The following is a 24,367-nucleotide window of genomic DNA, read 5'->3' as shown; positions in this document are numbered from 1 at the left end:
TTTGAAGAGAAAATAATCAATATTTTATAATACTTAAAAAACCTCGCCTATGAAGGCGAGATATTTTATGAAATACTCAAATTTTAAAGAGCAGAAAGATTTCCAGCAGAAAATTTTCCTGAACGACGATCTTGGAGAACATCATAAGAGATTTTTTGTCCTTCATTGAGGTCATTTAAACCAGAGCGCTCAACCGCGGAAATATGCACAAACACATCTGCACTTCCATCATTAGGCTGAATGAAACCAAAACCTTTGTTTGTATTAAACCATTTAACTGTTCCTGTAGACATAGGAAATTCCTTAGTATATATAATATTATGTACTGAGATTTAAAATTCTCACTACGAGTTCAAATCGAAATTAGGCGGAAGAGATTTCATCAGAAGTGCGATTGCACAGAAAAGAAAGATCGCGTAACCAAAAATACGATAAAAGAAACTATAAAAGGTTTTTTGATATAAAGCAAGCCCTATTAATTTTTGTTATATTAATCAAAGATTGATAAAAAAATGAAAGATATTACATTTTGTGGGTGCATAAGGAAAACTTTAAGTAAAGTAGTTTTGCAAAGAACGCACTTCAAGATTACTAGTTTTAAGTGCTCGAATAGCCTGTGCTGCCGATTCAGCTCCAGCTACTGTTGTGTAGTAAGGAACTTTTTGCATAAGTGCTGCATGGCGCAATGATTTGGAATCTGAAATGGCACTAGCAGTATTAGTTGTATTAAAAATCAGTTGAACTCTTAGATTACGAATAGCATCTTCAATATGAGGGTGACCTTCTAGAACTTTATTAATTTTTTCTGCTTTAACGCCGTTTTCAGCAAGAAATTTTTGTGTTCCAATTGTTGCTAAAACAGAAAAACCAAGCTCAATTAAACATTTGACAGGTTTTAAGATACGTTCTTTATCTTCATCTCTTACAGACACAAATAATGTGCCTTCTTTAGGAAGATCAACACCAGCTCCAAGCTGCGCTTTAGCAAAAGCAAGAGCAAAATCATAATCAAGCCCCATTACTTCACCTGTTGAACGCATTTCAGGGCCAAGTAGTGTATCTACACCTGAAAAACGGGAAAAAGGGAAGACTGCTTCTTTAACAGCAATATGTGGTTTTTGTAGCGTAGACGGTACTCCACCATAAGCTTTAAGTGCACTTTGGAGATCTTCTCCGATCATGATACGTGTTGCGATTTTAGCAATTGGTCGACCAATAGTTTTTGCAACAAATGGAACAGTACGGGAAGCACGAGGATTGACTTCTAAGACATAAATTGTTTCATTTTTGATAGCATATTGTACATTCATCAAGCCGCAAACGCGTAGTGCTTTTGCTAAAGCTTTTGTTTGATTCTCTAATTCATTAACCAATTTATGTGAAAGTGTGCGGACTGGTAAAGAACACGCTGAATCACCAGAATGGATACCTGCTTCTTCAATGTGCTCCATAATACCAACAACTAGTGTTTTTTCTCCATCACACAAACAATCAACATCAACTTCTATCGCTTCTGTTAGATAGGTATCAAATAGAAGCGGATTTTTACAAAGCAATGTGTTGACCTGATCTGTTTTGTTATGAGGATAACAAGCTTTAATATCTTCTGGCACTAATTCAGGGACTATTTCGAACAAATAATTCCGCAAGTCACGCTGGTCTCGAATAATTTGCATAGCACGCCCACCTAAAACATAAGAGGGACGTACAACTAATGGAAAATCTAGTTCGTGAGCTATGAGTTGTGCTTGTTCAACTGAATAAGCAATACCATTTTGGGGTTGGGTTAAATTAAGTTGGCACAACAATTTTTGAAAACGATCTCTATCCTCTGCAAGATCAATAGCATCAGGTGAGGTGCCTAAAATAGGAATGTTATTTTTTTCGAGTGCGCTTGCCAATTTCAATGGTGTTTGTCCACCAAATTGAACGATAACTCCGACTAATTCACCTTTTTCTTGCTCTGTTTTTAAAATTGCTAAAACATCTTCAGTTGTTAAAGGTTCAAAATAAAGGCGATCAGAGGTGTCATAGTCTGTTGAGACAGTTTCAGGATTACAGTTAATCATGATAGCCTCGAAGCCTGCATCTCGCAAAGCAAAGGCTGCATGGCAACAACAATAGTCAAATTCGATGCCTTGGCCAATTCGGTTTGGACCGCCACCTAAAATAGCAACTTTTTTGCGTTCAGAAATGTTCGCTTCTGAGCACTCCACACCTGCAAAGGGTCTTTCATATGTTGAGTACATATACGCTGTAGGTGAAGAAAATTCAGCTGCACAGGTATCAATTCGTTTGAAAACACTTTTAATATTCAGGGATTGTCGTAAGGCAAAAATATCATCTGGCGTTTTTCCAGCAAGATTTGCTAAGCGTGCATCTGAAAAACCCATAGCTTTTAACATGCGTAAATTATCTGCATCATCGGGAAGTCCATGGATACGAATACGCTGTTCTGTTTCGATGATAGAGGCTATTTGTTCCAAAAACCATGGGTCAATTTTGCTTATTTGGTGAATTTCGTTCAAGGATAAGCCCATACGTATCGCTTGCGCTATATAACGTAAACGATCGGGACTTGGGATGGCAATAGCCGAACGGATAGAATTTTTTTCATCACCTTCGGCGTGTTCAGGGAGTATGATTTCATCAAGACCCGTAAGACCTGTTTCAAGTCCACGGAGTGCTTTTTGTAAAGATTCTTGGAAAGTACGACCGATTGCCATAACTTCTCCAACAGATTTCATTGCGGTAGTTAAGACAGGCGATGAACCAGGAAATTTTTCAAAGGCAAAACGAGGGATTTTGGTGACAATATAGTCAATAGCAGGCTCAAATGATGCTGGTGTTGCACCGCCCGTAATGTCATTTTTTAATTCGTCAAGCGTATAACCAACTGCTAATTTAGCTGCTACCTTTGCAATTGGAAAACCAGTGGCTTTTGAAGCAAGCGCTGAAGAACGAGAAACACGTGGATTCATTTCAATAACAATTAAGCGGCCATTTTCAGGATTGACGGCAAACTGTACGTTAGATCCACCAGTTTCAACACCAATTTCACGAAGTACAGCAATTGAGGCATTCCGCATAATTTGATATTCTTTATCGGTTAAAGTAAGAGCAGGAGCAACAGTGATAGAGTCGCCGGTATGAACACCCATAGGATCAATGTTTTCAATGGAACAGATAATGATACAGTTATCCTTTTGATCACGAACAACTTCCATTTCGTATTCTTTCCATCCCAAAATACTTTCTTCAATCAAAACTTCTGTTGTTGGTGAAGCTTCAAGTCCACGTTCGATAATTTCGTAAAATTCAGAGCGGTTGTAAGCAATACCACCACCTGTGCCACCAAGTGTGAATGAGGGACGGATAATGGCTGGAAGTCCAATAATATCAAGAGCTTGAACCGCTTTTGCGGTGGCATGAGCTATATAATGTTGCTTACGATTGGCTTCTGTATTACACCAATCTTGTTCAAGCTTTTCTAACGCTTGATCAAATACATCACCGGAAAGTTCATTTTTAAGTGTATTATATGATTTTTCATATAATCGGCGATCTTCTTCTTTGAGCTCAGTTGCATTCGCTAATATAGAACGCGGTGTTTCTAAACCAATTTTTGCCATTGCTTTACGAAATAGAGCACGATCTTCTGCCTTATCAATAGCGTCAGCATTGGCGCCGATCATTTCAACATTATAGCGGTTTAAGATGCCCATTCGCTTTAAAGATAAAGCAGTATTAAGCGCTGTTTGTCCTCCCATTGTTGGTAAAAGTGCATCTGGGCGTTCATGAGCAATAATTTTAGCAACTATTTCTGGAGTAATGGGCTCAATGTAGGTTGCATCTGCCAAATCCGGATCAGTCATAATAGTAGCAGGATTAGAATTCACCAGGATAATTCGGTAGCCTTCTTCTTTTAAGGCTTTACAGGCTTGTGTGCCTGAATAATCAAATTCACATGCTTGACCAATAATAATAGGTCCTGCTCCAATGATAAGGATAGACTTTATATCTGTACGTTTTGGCATGGCTTTTTCCTATGGCAAACATTTATGCGCAGTTGTAGTAGGCAGAAATATTAGAATTTTGGCTAAACTCACTTTATAGGTTAATAGACAAAGAAAGTAATCCATAAAATATCTTTTTTATGCTTTTTCTTTGAGGATAATGTTTGAGAACAGTATGCTTTTATAAATAATAGTTAACTGATTTTAAAATAAAAAGGTGAAAGTATTTGTGGATTTCAGCAATGTTAGCTGAAATAGAAGATATTTAAAGCATTATCTTTTTGCTAATCTAACATGTATTATAAAAATATGTTGAAACATTATTATATTGTATATCAGTAAATACCTTTCTTTTTGCATGGCTATAATGATAATCATTGTGATATTTCAAACATAACTTATGTCTAAATATGATTATGGAGCTGGTTTTGGCTATAATATTGTTGAGGCAGATTTTATATTAGATAGGTTCAAGAATAACCATAACACTGTTTTTAAAATTATAGGTGTTTATAGTAAATTATCTTTTTATGATGATTATGCCTAATAAAGTATCTTCGGTAAATGTTTAGGAATTGCTCATGCTAGTTCGCAGAAAATACGAGTTATAAGGAGAGTCTAGATACTAAAGCTATGCGATTAGACTATTTTTTATAATCCATAATCAAATTGCGAAAATGTTGAAAGAGATAATGACTATCTTGAGGCCCAGGCGAAGCTTCAGGATGATATTGAACAGAAAAAATCGGTTTTTCAATAATTCGAATGCCGCAATTTGAACCATCAAAGAGGGAAATATGTGTCTCTTCAACATGTTGTGGTAGCGATGTTTTATCTACGGTGAAACCATGATTCATTGATACAATTTCGACTTTGCCGGTAGTAAAGTCTTTAACAGGATGATTGGCGCCATGATGCCCTTGATGCATTTTTATAGTTTTAGCTCCCACGGCAAGAGAAAGCAGCTGATGACCAAGGCATATGCCAAAAAGTGGTATGTTACAATCGATGAGTGTTTTGATGGTTGGAACAGCGTATTTAGCTGTAGCAGTTGGGTCTCCAGGACCATTAGAAAGAAAAATACCATCCGGCTTCATAGATAGAATTTTATTTGCATTTGTGGATGCTGGTACAATAGTTATGTGTGCACCCAAAGCCGATATAAGACGGAGGATATTGCGTTTAATACCATAGTCAATTGCGACAATGTGAAAATTACGTTTGCTATTTAAACTATAACCTTTATTCCATGTCCACGGTTTTTCATTCCATTCTATCAATTGCTTTGATGTTACTTCTTTTGCGAGATCAAGATTGATAAGGCCAGACCATTTTTGTGCACGCTTTTTTAAAGCATTAATATCAAAATTTCCATTTGGATCATGAGCAATGATGGCATTTGGTACACCTTTTTCGCGTATAAGAGTGGTTAATGCTCGTGTATCAATATCGTAAAGTGCAATAATTTTTCGTTCTTTAAGCCACTGATTTAGATTTTCATGTGCACGGTAATTAGAAGGACCCGTAATATCTGCTTTGAAAACAGCACCAACTGCGCCATGATAATTGAGGGGTGTAAGGTCTTCAATATCTTCTTGATTAGCTCCTACATTACCAATGTGAGGAAAGGTGAAATTAATGATTTGTCCTGTATATGATGGATCTGTGAGGATTTCTTCATAGCCTGTTATAGCGGTATTAAAACATACTTCGGCTTCAACAGTTCCTGTAGCACCTGCGCCTTTACCTTCGATCACTGTACCATCGGCTAAAACCAAAAGAGCTGTAGGTTTATTTGTGCTCCAAGGACGGGGAAGCGAGATGGTTTGTGTCATCGTTTGGGCTCACAATTTGCTATTTGAAGGCATAATACTCAAAGTTATGCAAAAACCGCGCAACTATAATAAATGCTGTATATTGTTATTGTAATTTTCACTTAGATTTAAAGTATAAGTATATTCTATAAGGAGGTAAAGATCCAGTTTTGAGTTTTCTGAAACTGTATTATGAATTATTTTTTATTCTATATTATTTATAGAGAAATTAATTACTTACAATGAAGCAAAAAAACAGTGAGGAGTTACGAGTTGTGAACTTTTCTTCATTGGATTGATGGGAAAAACATTGCATAGGATTTTGTTAGGTTTGAAAAAAAACTAAATACACAATGTGAAAAATCGAGATACCGTAAAGAAATGCTATGCGAAGTATCATTTTTTATACTAGGTAATGTTGTAGAAGAGTTGTAAATTAGGCAATTACACCCTGAATTTATTATTGCTATAGTTCAACAACAAAAATAGGGCTTAATTTGCTTTAAAAGGCAATAGAGAACATTCTTAAAAGATGAGTAATTATTTTATGATCGAACTTTTTTGCCAATCCATATAAGGATGCAGGCTCCAATAAAGCCGGAAATTAGATAACCAAGCCAACCAGCAAGATTAATTTCTAAAAAGCTTAGAAGGAAACTGGCTAATGCAGAACCAACAACACCTAAGATAATATTTAAAAATATTCCTGTTCGACTTTTCATAAAATATTGTGCAATCCAACCTGCAAGTCCACCAACAATAATAGCTAAGATCCAGCTGATATATATATCGTTCATTCCACTCTCCTATGTCTAAACTTAAACTATTATCTTTAACTGAAGTAGAAGCTAGAGTAAGTTGGTTCAAAGTCAAGGCTTATTTGTTGTCTTAATTTAAAGAAAGCTTGTTGTTTAGAAGTTTATGATGGTTTTTTTATTGATTTTCTTACGCAATGACTGAATGGAATCTATACCGAAAAGATAATTATTCTTTCAAAGAAAGTAAGGATTAGCTGTTTATTTGGGCAAAAAGATCTCTTAGATAAGAATTTGGGAGTATTCTTCGTCCTTCTAAATTGAATAAATTGTTATTTTATGACTTTAAGTTTTTTAAAGAATAAATATAATTAAAGTTTATTATTTTGTTTTCAATGTATTTTTTAGATTATAGCTTGCACGTGTTAAGTCATAGCCGCATGGATTTTGAAAAATTTTGAGACCAAAATCAGGGAGAATAGAATAAAGGTGATCAAAAATATCAGCTTGAATTTGTTCATATTCTTCCCAAACGGTGGTATTCGTAAAGCAATAAATTTCTAAAGGTAAACCATTTGGCGTAGGAGGTAATTGCCGTGTCATTAAAGGTGTATTTTTTTTGATATTTAGATGCTCTCTTAGATAAGATAACACATAAGCTCGGAAAGTACCGATATTAGTTAAACGGCGAGTATTGGCTGGTATGTTGTGATTTTTTTCTAAGCGAGTATTCCATTCATTAATTTCGGGTATTTTTTGTGCAAAGTAGTTTTCTAGTAGATTAAATCTTGCCAAATATTCTTCTTCTTTTTTTGTATGAAAGCGGATACTTGCTTGATCAATAAATAAGGATCGTTTGATACGTCGCCCACCTGACTCTTGCATACCACGCCAGTTTTTAAAAGGATCAGTTACCAGTTTACGGATAGGAACTGTGGTAATTGTTTTATCAAAGTTTTGAACTTTCACAGTATGGAGAGCAATTTCAATGACATCACCATCTGCGCCAAGATTAGGAATTTCAATCCAATCTCCGACGCGTACCATATCGGTAGATGAGATTTGAATTCCTGCAACAAGAGAAAGTAATGTATCTTGAAAGATCAAAATCAAAACAGCTGCCATTGCACCAAGACCAGAAAAAAGGATAAGAGGCGATCGGTCTATTAATGTGGCTAAGATAAAAATAGCAGTAAGAGTAAAAAGCGCAATTTTAGCTATTTGAATGTATCCTTTTATTGGCTTTAACCTCGCTGCAGGTCTTTGTTCGTAAAAGGTATTAATGATATTAAAAAGAGCAGAAATTGTTAAAGCAACGATAAAAATGATAAAGGCATTAGAAACATTTCGGATAATTGTACTGAGTATATTGGGCAATGTAGATATAAAATTGATACCCGTTGAAAGAATAAAAGCCGACGCAATATGAGCTATATACTTAGTAATATTTTCAATGTCGGTAGTTGTATTTTGATGGAGAAAAGTAGCGAGTTGTTTTTTTCCGTGAATAAGTAAGATACGTGTTAAAAAATTAACTAAAAGTGCAATGAGAACTAGAACAATTAACCAAGATATCATTTCTAGTGATGGATATTGAACAAGAAATTTAGGCACTTTTGCTGTCTCCATTTTTGAATCATATGTGGTTATTTATTTAGAAATTCATTTATTATTTAAGAGGAAGTATTGGAATTATGCTTTAAAGTAATTAAAATGCAAATAAAGAATTTTCAAACTCTGTGAGAGATAATGCGTATTCCGCCTGATTTCCTTGATGAGATTCGTGCCAGGTTACCAATTTCAGTAGTTATTGGTCAAAGGGTGACATTTGATCAAAAAAAAAGTAAGCCTTCACGTGGTGATTTTTGGTGTTGTTGCCCATTTCATGGTGAAAAGACTCCAAGTTTCCATTGTGATGATCGTCAGGGTCGTTATTATTGTTTCGGCTGTAATACAAGCGGTGATATTTTTACCTTTCTTTGCGAACTTGATGGATTGCGCTTTTCGGAATCTGTAGAGCGCTTAGCTAATTTTGCAGGTATGAAATTACCTATCTTTGATTTACAAAATCATAAAGATGAAATGAAGAAAAATGATCTTTATGATGTCATGAAAATAGCCACGGATTTTTTTCAAAATAACTTATATCATCAAATTGGATCCCAAGCACGCCATTATCTTTATGAACGTGGTGTGACATTAGAACTCGCAAAGCGCTTTCAGATTGGTTTTGCTCCGGTAGGGCGTACAACTTTGAAAGATGCATTGAGTGTACGTGGTATTTCGCTAAAGCAAATGGAGGATTGTGGTCTACTTATATCTGGTGAAGATATTTCTACTCCTTATGATCGATTTAGAAATCGCATTATATTTCCTATTCAAGATTTACGCGGCCGTGTGGTTGCTTTTGGCGGGCGCTCGTTAGATGAAAATGCACGAGCAAAATACTTAAACAGTCCTGAAACGGTTCTTTTTCATAAGGGTAATATGCTTTATAATGCAGCATCTGTTCGTAAAAATAGCCGTGTCTCCGAAAAAGGAGAAGCATATTCTGTTCTTGTTGTTGAAGGCTATATGGATGTAATTGCTTTAACTAAGGCTGGTTTTGAAAAAGCTGTTGCTCCTTTAGGAACAGCATTAACAGAAACGCAAATTGGCCTTTTATGGCAAATGGAATCTGATCCGATTTTGTGTTTTGATGGAGATAGTGCAGGTTTAAAAGCTGCTTTCCGTGTTGCTGATCGTGTACTTCCTCTTTTAAAAGCAGGAAAGTCTGTGCGTTTTGTTCTATTGCCAAATGGGAAAGATCCAGATGAAATTATTCGTGCAGGAGACGCACATCTTTTTTCTTCTTTTGTTCAAAATTCAATTCCATTGATTGAGCTTTTATGGTGGCGCGCTACTTTTGGAAAAAATTTTACAACTCCAGAAGCACGTGCTGCATTAGAACGAGAACTAAAACAGCAGATATCAACAATTAAGGATCAAGATATACGTCGCTATTATTTTCAAGATATAAAAAGACGACTCTTTGATTTTTTTCGTTCACCTTTTTTAAAACAAAAGAATCAACGGGAATATATTCAAAATCAAAAAGATGGAATGTTTAAAGACCAATCTTTTTCTGCATTAGAAAATTCTAATATAGTTCGTAGTTCAAAACATTTTATTCCTTTACGTGAAGCAGTTATTTTGCTGATTTTAGCTCACTATCCTGAGTTATGGTACGAGGATTTTGACGTTTTTGCAGAATTAGAATTAAAAAATGCTCAATTAATAAGCTTACATCAATCCATGTTGGAAATTCTTGGAAATCAAGAGTTATGTGATAAAGAAACAATGTTTGCACTTTTAGAAAAAAAAGGAAAAAAAACTATTTTAGAGCATATAGATAACCTTGCGCAAAGAGTTGGTATGCGGATTACTTTGGAAGGAGCTTCAATAGAAGATGCTCGCGCTGTGTTAAAACAAGCTATCTACTTGCATCTCCAAGAACACCACCTACATAAGAGACTACAAGATATCGAAGAGCAACTCATAAAAAATCCTAGAGATGAAGTTTTTGATCTACTTCGTGAGGTGAAAGCTGAATTGGAACGAACAAAAGCAATAGAAGCTTTAATTGAGGGATTCGGATCTTGGTTTTGCGAAAAAATAGATGAAGGTAAGCCAAAATAGAATAAAATGATTCGCTTTTTAAAAGCGAATCAGTCACCAAGTCTGATATAAAAACCTATTATTGAAATGACGTTTTTGTGAAGAATGGTGATTAAATTTTAGGAAAAGCGGGAAATTGGTTCTTATTATGTGTGCAGATATTATCTCAGAAAGACTGAGATATATTGGCGTGGTTTCTGCAGTGTTCCCGTGTTTTTGTGTGAAAAGGTGTATACAAGAGTGTGTCTTTTTGAATAGAAGATTAATCCTGTAAACAGCGCATATAAAAAATTTTAATGCGCTAAGTAAGAATAATAAGCTGATCACATGAATCTTACCTAGTGATCAAGTGGAGTTAACAGTATGGCAACAAAGGTTAAACAAAAAGATAGTGTGGAAGAAATGGGCAAAGTGAGCTCGGATGGTCCTCTTCTTGATTTTTCCGATGATGCTATCAAAAAAATGATTAAACTTGCCAAGAAAAATGGCTACGTGATGATGGATGAATTGAATGCGGTTCTTCCTTCTGAAGAATTCACATCTGAGCAAATTGAAGATATATTGGCAATGTTCTCTGAGATGGGTATTAGTGTTATAGATGATGAAGATGAAATTGAATCTGAGCAATATGAGGAAGAAATCACAATAGAAGGTGGCGATTTAGTAGAAGCCACAAATTATGCCGTTGCAACAACATCTAAACGTGAAGTAGCTGACCGAACTGATGATCCAGTTCGTATGTATTTACGTGAAATGGGAGCTGTTGAATTACTCTCGCGCGAGGGTGAAATCGCTATTGCTAAACGTATTGAGGCTGGGCGTGAAACAATGATTTCTGGTCTTTGTGAGAGCCCTTTAACATTTCAAGCTTTAATTATTTGGCGTGAAGAGTTGCAAGAGCAGCGTATTCTTCTTCGTGAAATTATTGATCTCGAGATGACTTATTCTGGCCCAGAAGCGAAGCAGGCTCCCATTATTGATGGAAGTGAAGTCAAAAAAATAAAAGAAGAAACACCATCTTATAGCATGCATGATACGAATGATCTTGAAGAAGATATAGGGGGCGAAGATGATGACGAAGAAGATGATGAAGTTAATTTATCCCTTGCGGCAATGGAACATGAGTTGTGTCCTCAGGTTGTGGAAACTTTAGATTTTATTGCTGAAACTTATGTAAAATTACGCGAGCTACAAGATAAACAAGTTGAAAGCAGTTTATCATATCGTAAAGAAGAGCTTCTTTCATCTGCAGAAAGAAAACAATATACCCAATTAAAAGATGCTTTAATCCAAGCAGTAAAATCTCTTTCTTTAAATCAAAACCGTATTGAGGCATTAGTTGAGCAATTATACGATATCAATAAGCGGTTAATACATAGCGAAGGTAAATTGAAAAGGCTTGCTAGTAACTATGGCATTGGGCATGAAGATTTTTTAAGAGAATATCAAGGTCGTGAGTTGGATGCGGATTGGGTTAATTATATTGCAACTTTATCAGGGCGTGGTTGGAAAGAATTTTCAACTTGTGAAGCTAAAACTATTCAAAGTTTGCGTAGTGAAATACAAAATCTTGCGCAAGAAACTGCTATTTCAATTAGTGAATTTCGCCGAATTGTTACGCAAGTACAGAAAGGGGAGCGTGAAGCAAATATCGCTAAAAAGGAAATGGTGGAAGCTAATTTGCGTCTTGTGATTTCAATTGCCAAAAAATACACTAATCGTGGCTTACAATTTCTTGATCTTATTCAGGAAGGCAATATCGGTTTGATGAAAGCTGTTGATAAATTCGAATATCGGCGTGGATATAAATTTTCAACTTATGCGACATGGTGGATACGTCAAGCAATTACGCGGTCTATTGCTGATCAGGCACGTACCATTCGTATTCCTGTTCACATGATTGAGACAATTAATAAAATTGTTCGTACATCACGCCAAATTTTACATGAAATTGGACGTGAACCAACACCAGAAGAACTCTCTAGCAAGCTTTCTATGCCATTAGAAAAAGTGCGAAAAGTGCTTAAGATTGCAAAAGAGCCTATCTCACTTGAAACACCTGTTGGTGATGAAGATGCTTCTCATTTAGGTGATTTTATTGAGGATAGAAACGCATTATTACCAATTGATGCAGCTATTCAGGCTAATTTACGAGATACAACAACACGTGTTCTTGCTTCATTAACGCCACGTGAAGAGCGTGTTTTACGAATGCGTTTTGGTATTGGAATGAATACTGATCATACATTAGAGGAAGTTGGTCAACAGTTTTCAGTTACCCGCGAGCGTATTCGTCAAATCGAAGCAAAAGCACTTCGTAAGTTGAAACATCCTAGCCGTTCACGCAAATTACGGAGCTTTCTTGATTCTTAATTAAAAAGAACAGCACATTTTAAAAGATGAATAAAAAATATGATATGAATAATAGATTGAATTTTATTTATTTTATTCTTTAAAAGAATTGTCTTATGAAAAGAGTAGATCCTGTTTATGAGTAAAGAACTTCCCTTTTGGAAAAGTAAAAAATTAGAGGAAATGTCTATTACTGAGTGGGAAAATCTTTGTGATGGTTGTGGGTGTTGTTGCTTGCATAAATTAGAAGATGACGATACGGGTGATATCTATGCAACTAGTGTTGCATGTCGTCTTTTGGATAAAGATACGTGTCAATGTAAGAACTATAGTCACCGTAAATCAATTATTCCAGATTGTATATTATTAGATATTGATACGATTAAAACAGCTCGTTGGTTGCCAGAAAGTTGTGCTTATAGGCTGGTGAATGAGGGTAAAGATCTTCCGTGGTGGCATCCATTAATCTCAAAAGATTTTCAAACAGTACATCAAACTCAATTTTCTGCACGTGAACAGATTAAAATTTATGACGATGAACTATCATCAATAGAATCTTATTGTCAATATATCACCGGAGTTCTCTACAAAAACCGATGATATAATTATTTTACTAAGTGATTGATGATTATTCGTCGATAGTAAATGTTATGGTGACATTAACATTGTAATTCAATTCACCTCCTGAAAAATTTGTATCTGCATAGTCTGCAGTTTGCGCTCTACTCATGAGGCGTGGTGTTGGATAACGTTCATTATTACTTTCATTAATTGCAATAATCTTGCCTAATTTCACATTGGCTGCTTGAGCTAAAGTTTCTGCTTTTGCAATAGCTTCAGTAACAGCTTTTTTACGTGCTTCTTTATATAATGGCTTTGTATTGGCGTTGGTAAAGGTAATTCCATTAACAGAATTAACACCAAGTGCCATTGCTTGATCAAATATTTTACCAGCATTGGCTAGATCACGGATATTTACTGTTAAAGAATTTGAAACATGGTAAGTTATTTCATTGTTCTTTTTTTCTTGTTTTGTATCTGAGGTCATTTGGTAAATAGATAAGCCTGATGTTTGCAAGTCATTTGCGTGAATGCCATTATTTTTAAAAGTATTCATAATATCATTCATAAATTTGTTATTCGCTGCTAATGCTTTTTGAGCAGTTGTGTCATGAGTAACAACGGCTAGATTGATAATCGCCATATCTGGTGTTGCTTGGTTTTCACCAGTTGCTGTAACTGTAATTGTTGATGCATCTTTGATTGTTTCTTCGGCATGTACGACGAGTGAAGTAGTGAGTAGAGATAATACAGTCAATATCGACAACTGAATTCGGTAGATATTCAACAGTTGAAAAATTATTTTAGTCATGTTTATTCCTTATAATATATATATTCTATTACTTTCCCATTTTTGGTACTCATTGTAAAGGAATTAGAGTGCTGAAAGAAAAAAAACAAAAAGCAAGGAAAAAAAGACGAAGTATAATTAAAGCAAGCTCTTGTATAATGGGATATTTTAGTTTAGAGAAAATCTTCGTGGGGCCTGTAGCTCAATTGGTTAGAGCCAGCGGCTCATAACCGCTTGGTTGGGGGTTCGAGTCCCTCCGGGCCCACGTTCCCCTAATAAAATAAATATCTTCATTCAAACATGAAGGATTTTGTAGGTATTAATTCCATTAATCTATTCCTGGTATGAGAAAATAATGATATAAAAGTTCTTAATTAGATATTACTAATCAAGGATTTATATGGTGTATAAAGTTATTTCTCTGGTCTTAGCAAGAATGGTAATTTGCTCTTTTTTATTTTGCGAAAAGAGAAGTTGTAACTAATGTTTAGTGCATCGTTTTTTAGATAAATGATGATGAGTAGTCTTAAGAGGATTCATCTAGTTTCTATCTTTATACTATTTGTATATAAAGTAACAATGATATATTGCAGTTTAGGTAAAAGTTTATGGATATTAAGGATAAATTTTGTCTATACTTCCCCCTTTAATCATTCGCCTTTGTGGGCCACGCGGGTTTTGTGCTGGTGTTGATCGTGCTATCCAGATTGTTATTCTTGCATTGAAAAAATATGGCTCTCCCGTGTATGTCCGTCATGAAATTGTCCATAACCGCTATGTTGTTGAGGGGTTGCAGCAACGAGGAGCCATTTTTGTTGAAGAACTTTGTGAGATACCTGAAGTGCATCGTAGTCGACCTGTTATATTTTCTGCTCATGGTGTGCCAAAATCTGTACAAGAAGAAGCTATTCGTTACAATTTATTTTATCTTGATGCGACATGTCCGTTAGTTTCTAAAGTCCATAAGCAAGCAATTCGTCATCAACGTCATGGCCGTCATGTTATATTGATTGGTCATGCAGGCCATCCTGAAGTAATTGGAACTATCGGGCAGCTTGAAGAAGAGAATGTTACACTGATTGAAACAGTAGAAGATGCTTTATATTATCAACCAAATAATCCAAATAAATTAGGATTTGTAACACAAACAACACTCTCTGTTGAAGATACAGCACAGATTCTTAATGTATTACAACAGCGTTTTCCTGCGTTAGCAGCTCCAGCGGCTGAATCAATTTGTTACGCTACTACTAATCGACAAGATGCTGTTAAGGCAGCGGCGTTAGGAAGTGATTTATTTTTAATTGTTGGTTCACCGAATTCATCTAATTCTAAACGTTTGGTGGAAGTTGCTGAGAGATTTGGTGCGCGTCAATCTATTTTAATTCAGCGTGCTGATGAAATTGATTTTGATAATCTAGGTGTCCTTTCAGTCATTAGCCTTTCAGCGGGAGCATCAGCTCCTGAAATTATTGTTGATGAAATCATTACAGCGTTTCGTACACGTTATGATGTCAAAATAGAATTGGCTGAAACTATAGTTGAAACGGAAACATTTCTAGTAAATCGTGAATTGCGTGATATCAGTCTATCTTCTCAAGATATAGCCTTTATTAAGGGACGAGCAGAAGTATTAAAAAACAAAAGTAATGATAATAGCGTTCATAAAATAAAAGAAGAATAGTAGCACTTATATAGGATATTATAGCTAAGGCATTTTAGCATGTTAGTCAGTAAGTTTGCTTTTAAAAACGAGGAAAAAGAGAGGATGCTGGAAGTCTAGAGTTTTATAAAATAGAACAACTATTCACTTTAATGTTTATGCAAAGTGTTTCTTAGAAAATAATTTATCTTGTATGTATCTTTATACGACATTTATATCCGATATAGTTTTTCTTGTTATGATCAGTGTTTCAACAAGTGATTATATCATAATTTATTGTATTGGACAGGCAATATAGTTTTATTATTCAAAAAAATTGTTGAAATATTGGCATGAACTTTATTTTTGCAGTAATGTGAACTTATTGGCTGAGGTAGAGTTTTGTTTATGTTATGTTAGATCAAAAAAAAGTCGTTGAAATTTATACAGATGGTGCTTGTTCGGGAAATCCTGGTTTGGGTGGATGGGGAGCAGTTTTACGCTGGAATGGTCATGAACGTGAGCTTTATGGTGGAGAAGTACATACGACCAATAATCAGATGGAACTTACAGCGGCAATTCGCGCGTTAAATGCTTTGAAGGAATCATGTTTGGTTGATCTTTATACGGACTCAGCTTACGTACGTAATGGGATTTCTACGTGGATTGAGCGATGGAAAAAAAATAATTGGCGCACTGCATCGAAAAGTCCTGTTAAAAATATGGAGTTATGGCGAGCCCTTGATGATGCCTGTTCTCACCATAATATCAGATGGTACTGGATAAAAGGACATGCGGGCCATCCAGATAATGAGCGCGCAGATGCACTCGCACGTAAAGCAATTACTGAATATCGTGAGAATGGGCATTTTTCAACATAATTTTTTATTTCATGGAATGGTAGTATGGCTTGATTGTGTATTTATTGTAAATGTTCCACTGAAGGCATGGTCTTGATAAGAAACAGTATAAAAAACTGTTTTGTTCAGTTCATCTGAATCGTAATATATCGGTGCAGTAAAGACTGCATATCCTTCGTGATCACTTATCTTTTTTGTTGGTCCAATTTGCATTGAACCTCCATCTAAAAAGAGAGCAGAAGTTGTGATTGTTTTATTATTTTTTATCTTTATTAAGAGGGTATTTTCATTTTTTTCAGCATGTATTTTTAATGCATTATGGGCTGTACCAGGTAAAGCATCTTGAGCTTTTTTTAATAAGGATAGAGAAAGAGAAGTATTATTTTGAGTAGATGAGGAAAAATTAAAATTGATAGTAAAGGGGATACAAATTTCATTACACATTCCGAGGGTTAAAGAACCACTTAGATTTTCGTCTGAACCAGAGATATTAAAGGGGAGTACAACTTTATTTGTATAACCTAATGACCAATCATTCTCTGTTTTATAGAGCTGTGGTGTAGGATAAAAAATTTCATAAGATACTTGTTGGTTGAAATTAAAAAATGGTGCCATACCGGAATCTCCTGGGTTTCGCCAATAAGTTTTCCATTTTGGTCTTAACGTAATTTCAATAATGCCACTTTTTATTCCAGAAAGCGAAGATGAAGTTATAGCTAATCTAGCATAGCCACCTTCTGATTCATGCCAAGGTGTTGCAATAAGATATGGTTTTTGTTTTGCTTGAGTATTAGCAAGAAAGTAGAAAAATCCTAAAAATACGAGTATTATTTTCAAAATTACTAAGAGATTTTTCTGAAAAGTATTTGTAATTTTTTGTAAATTTTGAAATATTTGCAATTTTTTCATTTGATCTTTATTCTTTACTGATACTGATTTAGTTGAAGTCAAAAATTAGATTGTGGAGACTATCAAATTATGAAACAGCATGAAGGATTTTTGAATGGACAGTTGCTGATAGCAATGCCTGGAATGAATGACAAGCGCTTTGTTCGTTCTGTTATCTATATTTGTGCCCATTCTAATGCTGGTGCTATGGGAATTATTCTCAATCAGTTACACAATATTAATTTTCCTGAACTTTTGCTTCAGCTGGGAGTGATTAACCAAAATCAAAAAAATTATCTTTCTGAGCCAATAAAAAAGTTTCCAATACGCTGTGGTGGGCCTATTGATACGTCTCGTGGTTTTGTACTGCATTCAGATGATTATGCTTGTGAAGCAACCATATCTGTTACAGACGAAATTTGTCTTACTACAACCCTTGATATATTAAAAGCTATGAGTTGTGAGAGGGGTCCTCAACATGCTCTTATAGCTTTGGGCTATGCTGGGTGGAAAGCAGGACAGCTTGAAACAGAGATTTATACAAATGGTTGGTTAATTAGTCCTACATCTCCTAATTTTCTTTTTGAAAGCGATATTAGTAGTAAGTATGATGAAAGCCTCATTCGCATGGGAATTAATCCAACTTCTCTTATTTCTGAAGTAGGTCATGCATAGATTATTCGTTTTATAACGTTACTTAATTATAGGTATGAGAGAAGTGATTTTGAATAAGAGCAATTAACTCTTCGACGGCAATTGGTTTAGTGACGGTTGTACTTTGAACATATTTACAACCTTCTTGTCGTAAAAAAATAGCTTCTTTTTCGTTTTCTACGCCTTCTGCTATGATTTGTAAATTAAGATCAGTAGCCATTCTGATAATTGATTTAAGTACAAGTTTTTTCTTATGTGAATCGATAGAGATAAGTGAACGATCTAATTTGACCATGTCGAATGGATAACGGACAAGATATGTAAGTGATGAATAACCTGTTCCGAAATTATCTAATGCCAGATTCATTCCCAGTGCTTTAATCTGTTCAAAAAAATGAGCTGATTGTTCAGGATTTTTTCTTAAAACAAGCTCAGATATTTCTATCATCAATCGTCCTTTACTGACCGGATTGCGAAGAAGAGCAGAGCGTAATTGACTTATAAAGTCAGGATGAATCATTTCTGCACTTGGTAAGTTGATAGAAATAAAGAAAGGATGTTTAGCACATTTTTCTTGTATATTTATAAGATCTACTATAGCGCGATCAACGATGAATTCTACTAAATCCATAACGAGCTGTTCGCTTTCTACGATTTTGATAAAATCATGGACATTTAAATTTCCATGATTTGGATGGTGCCATTCCACGATTGTTTCAAAACCAATAATTTGTCCATCTGATAAATTAAGAATAGGATGATAGAGAATTTTTATTTCATTACGCTTGATAGCATGATGAATATCTTTGTTGATATTGTTATGCTCGAGGTTTAAAGTACGAAAATTGGGGCGGAAAGGTTCAATGTGATTACCACCCATTTGTTTTGCATGGATCATTGCTAGCTCACTGTCATTGAAAAGATTTTGAGCAGTTGATCTGTTATCACTCCATGTAACCAATCCAATGGATGAAGAAAGCGTTATAGTTTTTTCTTCAAGAGTAATAGGAGCTGAAATTGTTTTGTGCAGATGATTTGCGAACATTGCAATTTTTTTTGGTTCTGTTTCGCTGAGTAAAATAATTGCAAAACGATCTGCAGAAAGGCGTGATAAGGTATCTTGTAGGTTAATAAGGCGGCTCAAACGACGCGCAATTATCAAGAGGACAGTGTCCCCAACCGCTATACCTAGTTTACGATTAATTTGACGAAAGTTGTCAAAATCAATCATAAAAATTGTTGGTTTAATTTTTATATTTGCTTTAGCTAAAGAGCTATAATTTTGTAATCTATCGAGAAAAATTTGTTGGTTAGGAAGACCGGTCAAGCTATCATGAATTGCATCGTATAGTAAACGTTCTTCGGCTTTTTTGTGATTGGTGATATTGACAATACTCCCGATAACGCGGGTAATCTTTCCGTCTTTTTGGATAGCTGGGCGTGCACGCAGAGAAAACCAATGATAATGGCCCCCACCGGAGGAGAGCCGAAAAATCTGATCAATACGTCCTTTTTTATGTTCAAGAATAATATTTAAAACAGCTTGAAAGCGCTCACGATCATCATAATGCAAGGCTGAAATCCAGTTGCTCATAGTACCGTTGAGTTTGCAGTTGTTAGCACCAAAAATGGCTGCCATATCTGGGTGAACAACAATGCGGTCACGTTCGACATTCCAGTCCCAAATAATACTTCCAGCTCCTCTTGCTGCCAGAACTTGTCGTTCAAGATCGGAAAAAATGCCCTCATAGAAAGCATCATTAGAAAACGTTTGTTGCATGACAAGAAAGCTGATAAGAAGAACAATGAGCACCAATCCTCCTGCTAGAGCTGGTTGAACAATATCATTATCTAAATATCCTATTATGCAGGCATAAGCTTCAAGAGACCAAAAGCTAATTAATAACCATGTTGGAATAAGCATGATTGCACGGTCATATCTACGGATTGAAAAATAGCTGATCAATATAATCCCGAGTATAGCTGTAAGCCCAAATGATAAGCGAGCGATTCCAGCTGCTCTAGTGGGATCATAAATAGCAAATGCTCCTAGTCCGCAGAGAGATATAATCCATATAATTGCACCATAGCTAAAGTGATAATGCCAGCGGTTAAGACACAGATAAGTAAATAGAAAAATAAAGAGTGTTGCAGCAAGTGCAACTTCTGTACCAGCACGCCAAATTGGTTCTGTTATTGGTGTAATTGCAAAGAGCTTATTCCAAAAGTTAAAATCAATACCAATGTAAAAAAGAACGGCCCAAGCAACAGCAGCTGTTGCAGGGAAAAGACTTGTCCCACGAACAACAAATAAAATAGTTAATAGGAGCGCCAAAAGTCCTGATATACCAAGAAGAATACCATGATAAAGCGTATAAGAATTAATTGTATCTTTGTAAGCTTCAGGCTGCCATAAGTAGATTTGTGGAAGATTTTTAGAGCTTAATTCTGCAACAAATGTAATTACAGTGCCAGGGTTGAGAGTGATACGAAAAATATCTGCATTTGCATTAGTTTGGCGATCAAGGGAAAAACCTGCACTTGGAGTGATGGATTCGATACGTGCTGATCCAAGATCTGGCCACAGAAGACCCGAATGAGCCATACGATAATGAGGCACTACAATGAGACGATCAATTTGTTCATCTGTTGGATTTGCGAGGGAAAATACTGCCCAGTTTCCTGAAAAATTTTCACTTTTTGCCTGTACTTCAATACGCCATATAATACCATCCGGTCCTGGTGCTGTACTGGTCTGGAAGATAGGGTTATTGGTGTGATGAATTTCAATAGCTTTGGACAAATCAAGGGCTATATCCTGAGGAGAAATTTTGATTGGTTCGATTGCTTGTGCTGATGAAAGGCATACAAAAAGACTAATTATTATGATAAGGACGATATTGATTATTTTACCAAAACTCTTCACGCTGCCTCACTCTCAGTATTTGAAGCTATTGAATCTTAAACGAGATTTTCGAGGAAATTCTTCCACTTTATTAGTTATTATTTTTATAAAGAGCGGTTGTCATTTTCTTTTGAAAAAATCACACAGATTTTATACAAAAATAGATCAGATATTTGCTCATACTAACGAGTCTCAAAATTAACGGAATTTTGTTCTTTTTAAAAGGAAAAATATCAACCATTTATTGTTAGATTTTACGCAATGTATTCTTGTTGATTAAATTATTTATCATATGAGGTGTTAATTAGGCAGTTTTGCTCGTTTTTTTGATAAAAATTTTTCAAATTTATTTAATTTAATAAAGAAAAGTTTTTATGATGATTTTCATTAAAGATGTGTGCATATTTTGGGGTTTATTGGGTTTTAGAGTAATTTATGCATATCCAATTATAATTTTATCTAATTAAAGTATTAGGGAGTACTCTTCATTTCTTTTAGAGAAGACAGTTCATATTAGGCGAAAGAGTTGACACTAAATCGTCAAAATTCATGAGTGGACCAATAGGGCCAACAGCTGCTAATGTTGGGCTAGAATTGATAAAAAGATGTTTAGCTAGATCAGTTAGCTGTTCTAAGGTAATAAGTTCTAAACATTCAGTCATTTCAGAAATTGGAATTGGTCTACCATAAAGGAGCATTTGGCGAGCGATAAGATGTGCTTGACTAGATGGATTTTCTTGTGACATTGTAAGATTAGCGCGATATTGTGCTTGTGCTCGTTGAAGTTCATTTTTATGAATATTTTTACTTATTTTATAGAGCTCATCAAGAATAACAGGTAGAAGTGTTTCTAATCCTTCTTGTCCTGTAGCAGCATGAAGACCGAAAAGCCCAGTGTCTGAAAATCCCCAATGGAAAGCATAAATAGAATAACATAACCCACGTTTTTCTCTTATTTCTTGGAATAAGCGTGATGACATACCTCCTCCAAGAATAATGGAAAGAATCTGAGCAGTATAAAAGTCATGCGCATGATATGGACGTCCTTCAAAACCAAGTACAATTTGTGTATCCATTAGATCACGATATTCGCGAAAGTCACCACCGATATAATTAGCAAGATTGACTAAAGGAGCTGTTGAATGGGGGCGGAAAGTGCCAAGACAACTTTCTACTTGGCGCAGAAAACTTTCATGTTCTACAGATCCTGCAGCAACTACGATCATGCGGTCTGCACTATATTGTTGCTTCATAAAATTGTGAAGATCAGCAGATGTGAACGATTGGACTGTTTTCTGTGTTCCTAAAATAGAACGGCCGAGAGATTGATGACGAAAGGCGGTTTCAGTAAAATGGTCAAAAACGATATCATCAGGAGCATCACAAGTAGCGCCAATTTCTTGAAAAATGACTTGTTTTTCACGTTCTAATTCATCTTCGTCAAATTTTGAAGATGTCATAATATCGGCTAGAATATCAATAGCAAGAGGAATGTCTTTTTTTAGAACACGTGCAAAATAAGCGGTTGTTTCAATACTTGTGGTAGCATTGATTTCTCCACCAACATCTTCAATATCAGTTGCGATTTTAAAAGCTGTACGGTTTTCTGTTCCTTTAAAAGCCATATGTTCAAGTAGATGGGCAATACCATGTTGTATAAAGGTTTCGTTACGTGAACCAACTTTAACCCATATTCCAAGCGCTACACTTTCAATTTGTGGCATTTTATGTGTGGCGATAGTCAAACCATTACTAAGGCGGCTGATATCTACACCCATGTATCATTACTCCGTTTAATCAACCAAATGCACAATTATAACGGCATTGGAATATTTCTTACTTAAATAAATGCAGCTAATTATAATAAGATGCACACGATTTTAAAGAAAATAGTCTTTTACTATTTTTTCTATCATTAGCAATAGTTTGTAAAGTGTTCTCTATAATCTATGAGATTTTTTAGACACATTAGTCATGGTAGATGAGTAATATTAACAACTAACATTAATTGAAGTAATGTAAGCGGCAGTAAGAGTAATCATCATTATAGATGTATGATTGTTTATTGTTGTGGATAATTTTGAGTGCAATTTCTGTATATAGATTAGTGAGATAGTTGCTGTCTTGATACATGCTATTCATTATCATATTGTTTTATGGATATAATTTGTTCTGTTAAAGGATAGAATAAAAATATTTTTGAGTTATTTTCATCAATTTTGAAACAGCTGAATTCAAGATTTCAATAATATTAAAAGTCTAAATTAATTTAAATTTGTTGTGTTCAAGTTAATAGATATCCAAATTAGAAAAATTCAATTTTCATAGATATAAAGAATAATATTATATTTCTTACAGGTATATTGCATAAGTTCGACTGAGCACTCTTCATACAAGGATGTTAATATCGTTCAGTGTAATGATTAATTACTCTATGAGTAATTCGTATCAATTTATCTTTTATTTCGATATATTTCATTTTTTAGCATGTATGATTTACTCTTTACTGATGATAGGATGCTATTAATTTTACGGATATATTCTAGTTTTTAAGAGTAATTGTTGAATTTTTTAGCCAAAAATTACTGAGAGAGTATATGAGCTGATATATGTCGGATGTATCTTTTTATTGCGAATCTTTCCATATTTTCATTGCTTCTAAGGTTTCGGGTAAATGAGCGTGTTTTGTAATAACCGTTTCAGCACCGGCTTCTACAAGAGCATTAGAGTGGCCAAGATAACTGTGGGAGCCTCCAGTGAAGCCGATAACACGCATTCCTGCAGCAGCAGCAGCATGTACACCATGAATAGAATCTTCTATAACAATAGTATTTTCTGGTCGTACACGTAATTCTTGTGCAGCAAAGAGAAAAACATCAGGTGCAGGTTTAGGTTTTTTAGTTCCAACTTCAGGTGCTGAAAATATTTTATTTTCAAAAAAGTGATAGAGTTTAACAGTGTTAAGCATATCTTTTATATCTCTGCTCATTGCATTGGAACAAATACAATAAGGATAAAGGGATTTAATAATTTCTATTGCTTCTTTTACACCGTTAATAATATGTAATTCAGTTTTCATTTGTGCGCGAAACAGATGTGCCATTTGATCTATGAAATTAGCAGAAATTGGTTTTTTAATTTCTTGTTCAATTTTTTTAAGAGTATCTTGAAAAATAAGTCCTGAATAGCGTTCGCTTAATTCTTTGGGCGATATTTTATATCCTATTTCTTTAAGTAATTGTGATCCAATTTTTGCTATAAGATATTCGGAATCTACTAAAACTCCATCACAATCAAAAATAATAAGATCAATTTGTAACATAAGACATTCCTTATTATAACGGGTTTAAGAATTTTCATAAAATAATATTGAAAAGCTCTCGTTTGATAAAGATATAACTTGAAAGATTTTTCTCATTAATTTGATAATATGAATAATATGCTACAAAGGAGTAAAATAAAGATTTATCAAT

At 34.9% G+C, this 24,367-nt stretch carries 16 protein-coding genes and 1 tRNA gene; 7 read left to right on the top strand and 10 right to left on the bottom strand.

The window, feature by feature from the left end; all coding sequences use genetic code 11:
* Window positions 1-83: 83 nt before the first annotated feature.
* From ACJTDF_RS05050 to ACJTDF_RS05030, 5 genes are all read right to left on the bottom strand, one after another.
* Complete coding sequence (locus tag ACJTDF_RS05050; RefSeq protein WP_249675382.1) at window positions 84-293, bottom strand: cold-shock protein; 210 nt, start codon at window positions 291-293, stop codon at window positions 84-86.
* 258 nt (window positions 294-551) lie between these two features.
* The gene (gene carB / locus ACJTDF_RS05045; RefSeq protein ID WP_407965232.1) at window positions 552-4,037 is read right to left on the bottom strand and encodes a carbamoyl-phosphate synthase large subunit; all 3,486 of its coding nucleotides are present in this window, start codon (window positions 4,035-4,037) and stop codon (window positions 552-554) included.
* Between the two features lie 623 nt (window positions 4,038-4,660).
* Window positions 4,661-5,851 carry a glutamine-hydrolyzing carbamoyl-phosphate synthase small subunit gene (gene carA / locus ACJTDF_RS05040; protein WP_407965231.1) on the bottom strand — a complete coding sequence of 397 codons (1,191 nt, stop codon included), beginning with the start codon at window positions 5,849-5,851 and terminating at the stop codon, window positions 4,661-4,663.
* Window positions 5,852-6,375: 524 nt separating this feature from the next.
* Window positions 6,376-6,627, bottom strand: coding sequence for a GlsB/YeaQ/YmgE family stress response membrane protein (locus ACJTDF_RS05035; RefSeq protein ID WP_407965230.1), 252 nt, complete (start codon window positions 6,625-6,627; stop codon window positions 6,376-6,378).
* Between the two features lie 339 nt (window positions 6,628-6,966).
* Entirely contained in the window at window positions 6,967-8,199 is a 1,233-nt protein-coding gene (locus tag ACJTDF_RS05030; RefSeq protein WP_407965229.1) for a mechanosensitive ion channel family protein, read from the bottom strand.
* Window positions 8,200-8,334: 135 nt separating this feature from the next.
* Here ACJTDF_RS05030 and dnaG point away from each other — a divergent pair, with 135 nt between their 5' ends.
* The 3 genes from dnaG (at window position 8,335) to ACJTDF_RS05015 (ending at window position 13,194) form a co-directional block, all read left to right on the top strand.
* On the top strand, window positions 8,335-10,263 hold the full coding sequence (dnaG, locus tag ACJTDF_RS05025; protein ID WP_407965228.1) for a DNA primase: 1,929 nt from the start codon (window positions 8,335-8,337) through the stop codon (window positions 10,261-10,263).
* Window positions 10,264-10,605: 342 nt separating this feature from the next.
* Window positions 10,606-12,615, top strand: coding sequence for an RNA polymerase sigma factor RpoD (gene rpoD, locus ACJTDF_RS05020; protein WP_407965227.1), 2,010 nt, complete (start codon window positions 10,606-10,608; stop codon window positions 12,613-12,615).
* A gap of 117 nt (window positions 12,616-12,732) precedes the next feature.
* Window positions 12,733-13,194, top strand: coding sequence for a YcgN family cysteine cluster protein (locus ACJTDF_RS05015; RefSeq protein WP_407965226.1), 462 nt, complete (start codon window positions 12,733-12,735; stop codon window positions 13,192-13,194).
* A gap of 28 nt (window positions 13,195-13,222) precedes the next feature.
* Here the strand turns inward: ACJTDF_RS05015 and ACJTDF_RS05010 are convergent, their stop codons facing one another.
* The gene (locus ACJTDF_RS05010; protein ID WP_407965225.1) at window positions 13,223-13,966 is read right to left on the bottom strand and encodes an SIMPL domain-containing protein; all 744 of its coding nucleotides are present in this window, start codon (window positions 13,964-13,966) and stop codon (window positions 13,223-13,225) included.
* 170 nt (window positions 13,967-14,136) lie between these two features.
* Here ACJTDF_RS05010 and ACJTDF_RS05005 point away from each other — a divergent pair.
* From ACJTDF_RS05005 to rnhA, 3 genes are all read left to right on the top strand, one after another.
* Window positions 14,137-14,210 (top strand) — tRNA-Ile (locus tag ACJTDF_RS05005).
* Between the two features lie 363 nt (window positions 14,211-14,573).
* Window positions 14,574-15,629: a 4-hydroxy-3-methylbut-2-enyl diphosphate reductase gene (gene ispH / locus ACJTDF_RS05000; protein WP_407965224.1), complete on the top strand. Its 1,056-nt coding sequence runs from the start codon at window positions 14,574-14,576 to the stop codon at window positions 15,627-15,629.
* A gap of 371 nt (window positions 15,630-16,000) precedes the next feature.
* A complete protein-coding gene (gene rnhA / locus ACJTDF_RS04995) occupies window positions 16,001-16,468 on the top strand; it encodes a ribonuclease HI (protein WP_407965223.1) in 468 nt (155 codons plus the stop codon).
* 9 nt (window positions 16,469-16,477) lie between these two features.
* Here the strand turns inward: rnhA and ACJTDF_RS04990 are convergent, their stop codons facing one another.
* Window positions 16,478-17,356 (bottom strand): protein-disulfide reductase DsbD domain-containing protein, encoded by an 879-nt coding sequence (locus ACJTDF_RS04990; RefSeq protein WP_407965222.1) that lies wholly within the window; start codon window positions 17,354-17,356, stop codon window positions 16,478-16,480.
* Between the two features lie 69 nt (window positions 17,357-17,425).
* On the opposite strand from ACJTDF_RS04990, the gene ACJTDF_RS04985 reads away from it, so the two are divergent.
* Window positions 17,426-18,010 carry a YqgE/AlgH family protein gene (locus ACJTDF_RS04985; protein WP_249675414.1) on the top strand — a complete coding sequence of 195 codons (585 nt, stop codon included), beginning with the start codon at window positions 17,426-17,428 and terminating at the stop codon, window positions 18,008-18,010.
* Between the two features lie 22 nt (window positions 18,011-18,032).
* Here ACJTDF_RS04985 and ACJTDF_RS04980 read toward each other — a convergent pair whose 3' ends face one another.
* The 3 genes from ACJTDF_RS04980 to ACJTDF_RS04970 form a co-directional block, all read right to left on the bottom strand.
* Window positions 18,033-20,915, bottom strand: coding sequence for an EAL domain-containing protein (locus ACJTDF_RS04980; RefSeq protein WP_407965221.1), 2,883 nt, complete (start codon window positions 20,913-20,915; stop codon window positions 18,033-18,035).
* A gap of 473 nt (window positions 20,916-21,388) precedes the next feature.
* Window positions 21,389-22,672 (bottom strand): M16 family metallopeptidase, encoded by a 1,284-nt coding sequence (locus tag ACJTDF_RS04975; protein WP_407965220.1) that lies wholly within the window; start codon window positions 22,670-22,672, stop codon window positions 21,389-21,391.
* An 848-nt stretch (window positions 22,673-23,520) separates the two neighbouring features.
* Window positions 23,521-24,216: an HAD family hydrolase gene (locus ACJTDF_RS04970; protein WP_407965219.1), complete on the bottom strand. Its 696-nt coding sequence runs from the start codon at window positions 24,214-24,216 to the stop codon at window positions 23,521-23,523.
* Between the last annotated feature and the right edge of the window lie 151 nt (window positions 24,217-24,367).

The sequence above is a fragment of the Bartonella bennetti genome (genome assembly GCF_045945445.1).
In the GTDB taxonomy this organism is placed as follows: Bacteria; Pseudomonadota; Alphaproteobacteria; order Rhizobiales; family Rhizobiaceae; genus Bartonella.
Note: the sequence above shows the minus strand (reverse complement) of the source record. Positions and strands in the feature narration are given on the sequence as shown.